Source organism: Helicobacter apodemus (assembly GCF_000765745.2).
GTDB classification, from domain to species: Bacteria; Campylobacterota; Campylobacteria; order Campylobacterales; family Helicobacteraceae; genus Helicobacter_D; species Helicobacter_D apodemus.
Window position 1 is genome coordinate 1 of the sequence record NZ_JRPC02000110.1, and the last position, 589, is coordinate 589.

Genomic DNA, 589 nt, shown 5'->3' on the forward strand with positions numbered 1-589 from the left:
CATATTTCCTTGCATATTAATTCCTTAATTCTTTCTATTATACCACAAACTCTCTATTCATCATTTTAGTAATGACTGCAAGACAATCTATGGATAATTATTAGCTTAAAGCACCTAAAACTGATACCTAGAGTAAAAATACTCTAATAAAGGATTTATATTCCCACAAGGGAAGTAAATAATCCCTTGTTGGAATATTTAAGCCTAAACCCATAGGGCTTAGAGGATATGAAAAGAAAGTATTTGCTTATCCATTAGCCTTAGTTCTTAGCTCTAATCCTTCGTAATAACATCTTAAATGCCCTTTTTCTACAAAAGAAAGAAACGAACGAAAATTATCTTGAATGAATTTGTAAGGATTTGCTCTAAACTCATCAAACATATTTCCTTTAAACTCATTTATATAGTTATTTTTATAAAAACTATAGAGTTCTTTTTTGGAAAATCCATCAAAACGATGGTAATCTTTCTCTTGGTAGATTAATCCACGCACTTTTCTTAGGAAAAATACTTTTAATTCTCTTTCTGACATATTTTGAAATTTTTTCAACTTTTTCATATTGTATCCTTTAAAAAATAATAGAGTAAA

At 27.8% G+C, this 589-nt stretch carries 1 protein-coding gene; it reads right to left on the reverse strand.

All coding sequences use genetic code 11. The annotated features are described in order from the left end of the window. Positions 1–247: 247 nt before the first annotated feature. Positions 248–589, reverse strand: a 342-nt coding sequence (locus tag LS72_RS10575) for a hypothetical protein (RefSeq protein WP_238700809.1), incomplete at its 5' end; no start/stop codon positions are given.